This window comes from Pseudomonas sp. PA-4-8C (genome assembly GCF_021606625.1).
In the GTDB taxonomy this organism is placed as follows: Bacteria; Pseudomonadota; Gammaproteobacteria; order Pseudomonadales; family Pseudomonadaceae; genus Aquipseudomonas; species Aquipseudomonas lactis.
Genome location: NZ_WKCD01000303.1, coordinates 1 through 6,347, shown reverse-complemented (window position 1 = coordinate 6,347; position 6,347 = coordinate 1). Strand labels below are relative to the sequence as shown.

Genomic DNA, 6,347 nt, shown 5'->3' with positions numbered 1-6,347 from the left:
TCTTGGGACAGGTCACCGTACACCTGCAAAAAACCGAGCAGACGTGTGCGCTCTTCGCCACTTAATACATCATCGAGAGCGTCGCGTTGCACCGCCTTGGCCAGCAACCCCGACAGATGCCCGCGGGTATCGTTGAGCGCCTGGCCGACGCTAAACGCTGCCTGGCTCAGGTCCGGTCGCACCTGGGCGCCATGGCTGCTGTTGACCAGCACTTCCAACGGCACGCCCAGTTCACTGCAATAGTCGAGGATCGTGCGGTGCTGGCTGGGAATGCGCGCCGGCCCGGCGTTGAAATACTGGCCAGGGTCAAACCCCACCGTCTGCGAGCGACCGTCCTTATAGTCCACGCGGTCGCCGTTACGCAGAGTCCAGGTGCGGCCACCCACGCGCTCGCGGGCCTCCAGCACCTGCACGCTGAAGCCCGCGCGCGTCAACTCCAGCGCAGTGACCAACCCAGCAATCCCGGCGCCCAGCACCAGTACACGGGTGCCCTGCCCCAGGCCGTCCTTGAGTTTCAGTGGTTGCGGTCGACGGTGTGACGATGGGCCCAGGCCCAACACTGCCAGTGCATCCTTGACCGCTTTCTCACCGCCCACCGCTGCGATACTCGACAGCGCTTCACGTCGTGTCAGTCCCATGTCTGTGCCTCCTTAATCCGCCAGCCCAGGCGGGTTGATCAGCGACTGGTCGACCCGTTCCACATCCAGGCCCCAACGTTGCAGCACCTGCGCATATTGCCCCCCGGCAATCGCACCTTGCAGGGCAGTGTGAATCGGTTTGACCAGGCCGTTGTCCTTGCGCGTGGTCACCGCGATATCCGCCTGCAACGGCCAGCCACCGTTGACGGTGCCGACGCGCTTGATGCCGCCGGTGATCGCCGCCGAATAGGCGTACACCGAGTTCGGCCCGAACAGTGCGTCACTGCGCCCCGACTGCACCGCCAGTTGTGCGGCGGCCTGGTCGTCGAAGTACTGCAACAACGCAGGTTTGAGGCCGGCTTTCTCATTGGCCTCGTTCCAGGCCAGCAGGACTTTTTCCTGGTTGGTGCCGGAGCCGACAATGATCTTCAGCCCGGCAATGTCCGCCGCCTGCTTGATCTCGTTGATCTTGCTGGTGCTCTTGACGTAAAACCCGAGCACATCCTGGCGGTAAGTGGCGAAGTCGAAGCGCTTTTTGCGCGCCTCGGTCACGGTGACGTTGCTGATCACCGCGTCGTATTTGCCCGAGCTGACGCCCAGGGGCCAGTCTTCCCAACTGGTTTGCACCACGTTGAGTTGCAGGCCAAGGCTGTCGGCCACCAATTGGGCGGTGTCGGCCTCGCTGCCGATGGTGGTCTTGTCGTCACTGGCCAGCAGTGCCAGCGGTGGCCCGGCTACGCCGGAGACGGCCACGGTGAACTTGCCCGGCTGGGCGAACTTGAAGCCTGGCGGGATCTGCGCGATGGCCGCGTCATTGCGTGGCGCATGGATGCGCGGGCGGTCGGGGCTGAGGTCCACCGGTTGCACGGCGAATGCGCTGTGGGCCGTGGCCCCGGCAATTGCCAACAGGGCGACACGGGCAGTAGTGATAAACATGGGCAGTCACTCCTTGAACTAAAGCACTTTGCCGAGAAAGGCCTGGGTGCGGGGATGTCGGGGTTGGCGAAAAATCTGTTCAGGCGGGCCTTCTTCGATCAGTTGACCGTCGCAGAGGAACACCACGTGGTCGGCCACTTCGCGGGCAAAGCCGATCTCATGGGTGACGATCACCAGGGTCACGCCCAGTTGGGTCAAGCCCTTGATCACGTCCAGCACCTCGCCCACCAGTTCCGGGTCGAGGGCTGAGGTGGGCTCGTCGAACAGCAGCACTTTGGGGTCGAGCGCCAAGGCCCGGGCGATGGCGACGCGTTGCTGTTGGCCGCCGGAGAGCTGGCGCGGATAGGCGTCGGCCTTATCCGCCAGGCCGACCTTGGCGAGTAATTCATCGGCCTTGTCACGGGCCTGCACCCGGCTCCAGCGCTTGTGCGCCAGGGGCGCTTCGGCGATGTTTTCCCAGGCGGTGAGGTGGGGAAACAGGTTGAAGTTCTGGAACACGAAGCCCACGTCGATGCGGCGCTTGAGGATCTCGCGTTCGGTGAGTTCAAACAGCAGGTCGCCTTTGCGCCGATAACCGACGTATTCACCGTCGATGGTGATATGCCCGCTGTCGATCTTCTCCAAGTGGTTGATGGTGCGCAGCAAGGTGGACTTGCCCGAGCCGGACGGCCCGAGGATCACCGTGACCTTGCCAGGGTCAATGCTCAGGTCGATGTGATCGAGTACCTGCTGGTTGCCAAAGCGCTTGCCCACGCCCTGGATTTGAATGCGCCCGGCGCGTGCTTCAGGCATGGGCCTTCTCCTTGAACCAGCGGCGCACGCGCTGCAGCGGCGTGGGTGGCAGCACCCGCGCGGTGCCCCGGGCGAAGTGGCGCTCGACGTAGTACTGGGCGCTGGTGAGCGCGGTGGTGATGATCAGGTACCAGACCGTGGCGACGATGAGCAACGGGATCACCGCCTGGGTGCGGTTGTAGATGACCTGCACGGTGTAGAACAGCTCGGGCAAGGCCAGCACGTAGACAATCGAGGTGCCCTTGACCAGGCCGATGATTTCGTTGAACCCCGACGGCAAGATCGAGCGCAGCGCCTGGGGCAAAATGATCCGGAAGATGCGTCGAGAGGCCGGCAACCCCAAGGCCGCCGCCGCTTCATGCTGGCCGGCATCTACACCGATCAGCCCACCGCGAATGATCTCCGCCGCGTAGGCCGCCTGCATCAGGCTCAAGCCCAGGACGGCCACGGTAAATTGGCTGAGCACATCCACGGTCGACCACTCGGCGAACACCAGGTCGGTGAACGGCACGCCTAGCACGATGTGGTCGTACAGGTAGGCAAAGTTGTAGAGGATGATCAGCACCAGCAGGGCCGGCATCGAGCGGAAGAACCAGATATAGCCCCAGGCCAACGCCGCCAGCAACGGCGAACCCGACAGCCGCGCCAGGGCCAGCGCGGTGCCCAGCAGGATGCTGAACACTGTGCTCAGCAGCGTCAGCAGCAACGTCTGGCCCAAGCCGCGCAGCACCGAGGGCGAGAAGAACCACTGGCCGAACACCCCCCATTCCCAACGCGGGTTGCTGGCCAGGGAGTGCACGATGGCGAGCAACACCAGCGCGGCGAAAATCGACCCGGCCCAGCGCCAGGGGTGTCGGGCCGGCACCACGCGCAACGCCTTGATGGGCGTGGCCGCACGGCGCAGGCGCAGCGGTTGGGCGCTGACTTCATCCAGCAGGTCGTAGGGTTTGGCAACAATGGGCATGTTCTTTTCCTCGCAGGCCTCAGAAGGCGTAAGTCAGCCGGGTGTAGTAATACCCGCCGGTAAAACCGTAGGGCGAATAGGTGCCGTAGCTGGCAACCATGGTGCTGCTCGGCACCCCTTGTTTCTTGGGATAGAGGTCGAACAGGTTCTTGGCGCCGATGGCGATGTTCAGGTCTTTGGTGAGGCTGTAGCCAAGGTCGAGGTCGGTGATCCAGCGGGCGTTGTAGACCCGGTCCAGATCACGATTGGCCGATGAGTTCACTTCCTTGTACGAGCCGTAGCGGGTCAGGGCCAGGTTGAGATTGAAGCGCTCGATGCGCCAGTCACCGCCCAGGATCAGCTTGGTGTTGGGTTGCACGCCGGTGATCAGGTTGCGCGCCTGGCGGTCCATCAGGTCGTAGGAGGTACCGAGGATGTCGGTAGATTCCTTGTAGTTGAGGATTTTGGTCTGGTTCCAGTTGAACGCGGCGGTCCACTTCAGCGCGCCGAACGCGCCCAGGTCCTGGTTATAGCTGCTGACCAGGTCCAGGCCTTTGGTGCGAGTGTCGGCTCCGTTGATAAAGTACTGGCCGCCAGAGGTGGAGTTGATACCGTTGTTCTGCAATACCTGGGTGACCTCAGGGCCCAGTAAGGTGCCGGTTAGGGTGATGCGGTCACGCAGGTTGATCACGTAGGCATCGGCGGTGAAGCTCAGGCGGTCGGTGGGTGTGAGCGTGAAACCGAGGCTGAAGTTGGTAGAACGCTCGGGCTTGAGCTCCTGCGCGCCTAGTGCCTGGGCCGCCGCCGAACCCACCGGCAGCACGCCATAGTTGATCGACTGATACACCCCATCGACGACGCCATAGGTGGTGGAGCGCGCACTGAACAGGCTGTTGGCCAGGGACGGCGCCCGAAAGCCATTGCTCACCGTGGCGCGCACCGCGAACTGCGGGGTGAAGTCGTAGCGGGTGGTCAGCTTGCCGCTGCGGGTAGCGCCCACGCCCTCGTTGTAATGCTCATAACGCACCGCCGTGCCGACGTACCAGTTAGGCAAGGGGTTGAAACCCACGTCCACATAACCGGCCAGGCTGTTGCGCGAGGCGCTGCTTTCTTCGTCCGGTGAAATACCATTGGTGACCTGCGCCCCGGACGATGCGCAGTTACCCGGCGCCACGCAGTAACCGCCATTGGCATAGGACGCGTAATCGCCGGCTTGCACCTCGTAGGTGTCGCGCCGATGCTCGAAGCCGTAGGACAGGTCCAAGGGCTTTTGCAGACCGATGTCGAAGCCACGCTTGAAGTCCAAGTTGGTGGTCAGCTCGGTGGAAATCCAGGTGCCGGAGGTGAAGCTGTTCGGCGTGGCTTGGCCCAGGGAAGGGTTCTGGTTGTGGGTGGTGCCCTGCTCCGCTTCGTTGCGCCCGTAGGTGGTAGACAAGTCCCAGTCCCACTCGCCCACAGTGCCCTTGCCACCGAACGCCGCCTGGAAGTCGTCCTCGTCGATGTACCAGGTCGGAGTGTACCCGGCCGGGTAACCATTGGGCCCGGTGGTGATGGTGTTGGTGATGGTCGGCAAGCGGAAGTTCTGCCCCTGCTCGGCCTTGCGTCGCGAGTAGGTGGTAAAGGAGTAGAGGCTGAGGCTGTCGTCGATCGGCAACTCGGCGTTATAGCCCAGGGTCAGCAGGTTGGTCTTGGGCGTGCCGTAGCCGCCATAGGTGGACTTGCCCGCCAGGCCATAGGCTTGCTCATAGGTGTAGCCGTTGGCGCTGGCCTTGTTGTCATCGTTCTGGCTGCGCGCATCCAGGGCCAGTTGCACGATGCCGCCATTGCCGATTTCGAAGCCCTTGTTGAGGCTTTGCTGCACGGTCTGTTTCTTGCCGTCGTAGCCAAGGCCGGCGTTGGTCACCGAGGTACCGCGGGTGTCGGCCTTGAGGATCACGTTGATCACCCCTGCGATGGCGTCAGACCCGTATTGGGCAGCCGCCCCATCGCGCAGCACTTCGACATGGTCGATGGCGCTGATGGGGATCAGGTCCAGATCAGCCGGCGCCGCGCCGGTGTTGATGCCGTTGATATTCAGGGTAGCGCTGGTGTGGCGGCGCTTGCCGTTGACCAGCACCAACACTTCGGCGGCGCTCAAGCCCCGCAGGTTCGGTGCCCGGGCAATGCCGCTGGCGTCCCAACCGGTTTTTTCCGGCAGGGTCAGCGACGGAATCACCGCGCTCAACGCCTCCATCAACCCGGGCTTGCCGGTGTTTTGCAATTGCTGGGCGCTGACCACGTCAATCGGCACCGGGCTGCTAGTAACCGTGCGCTGCTCGGCGCCACGGTTGCCGGTCACAACGACCGTAGACAAAGTGCTGTCATCCTGGGCCTGCGAAGCTGCGGCGAACAGCGACAGGGTCAGGGCAGCAGTAGGTTGCAGAATGTGCTTCATATCCATTCCCAGCTTTTTCCAAATCGCAAAGTCGGGCAGACACGCGCCTGGCGCGGTGTGGCCGGTAATCAAAGGGGCGATGCGGCTTGGGCTAGGTGTGGGGCAAGCGAGGGGGTTGAAGTGGCAACATACGTTGAGCTCCCGTCCAACGACTCTGCGGCGGCGGGAGGATTACCCGGTCAGGCGCGCAGAATCTGAATCACGCTGGGTACCATCCGAGGTCAGGGGTAGGCTGTTGGGATCAAACATAACGGAATGGATTTTAAAAATACAATGCTATTTGGGCATAAGCTAATATTCTCTACTTTCATTATTTGTAAAAATAATTATTCATAAAAATGATTTTTAATCTGAGCGCGCAGGACGCTAAAAATGTGGGAGGGAGCGTGCTACCGATGACCGTGGGCCAGTCAAAATACATTCAATGACACGCCCCCACCGCAACGGTAACCACGATGCGAAGCGAGCCGCTCTTGATCTTGATCTGCTTGTGATCTTGATCTCAGGCGCCCCGTTAAACCACGCTGGCCGGAATTCGACAGGGATTTGGGGGGTAAACCGGCAGGGATGCCGGTTTAGCCGCCCCGCGCCATGGATGGCGCGT

The 6,347-nt window shown here is 62.3% G+C and carries 5 protein-coding genes; all 5 read right to left on the bottom strand.

Features of this window, described 5'->3' with window-relative positions; all coding sequences use genetic code 11:
• Positions 1-638 (bottom strand): flavin monoamine oxidase family protein (locus tag GIW04_RS26545; protein ID WP_236479356.1); only part of this gene is annotated, 638 nt, incomplete at its 3' end.
• Between the two features lie 12 nt (positions 639-650).
• Entirely contained in the window at positions 651-1,574 is a 924-nt protein-coding gene (locus GIW04_RS26540) for an ABC transporter substrate-binding protein (RefSeq protein ID WP_003192458.1), read from the bottom strand.
• Between the two features lie 18 nt (positions 1,575-1,592).
• Positions 1,593-2,366, bottom strand: coding sequence for an amino acid ABC transporter ATP-binding protein (locus GIW04_RS26535; protein ID WP_003192459.1), 774 nt, complete (start codon positions 2,364-2,366; stop codon positions 1,593-1,595).
• A complete protein-coding gene (locus GIW04_RS26530) occupies positions 2,359-3,330 on the bottom strand; it encodes an amino acid ABC transporter permease (RefSeq protein ID WP_120248897.1) in 972 nt (323 codons plus the stop codon). The genes GIW04_RS26535 and GIW04_RS26530 overlap by 8 nt, the downstream gene beginning before the upstream one ends.
• 19 nt (positions 3,331-3,349) lie before the next feature.
• Positions 3,350-5,743 (bottom strand): TonB-dependent receptor plug domain-containing protein, encoded by a 2,394-nt coding sequence (locus GIW04_RS26525; RefSeq protein ID WP_034134465.1) that lies wholly within the window; start codon positions 5,741-5,743, stop codon positions 3,350-3,352.
• Positions 5,744-6,347: the final 604 nt, after the last annotated feature.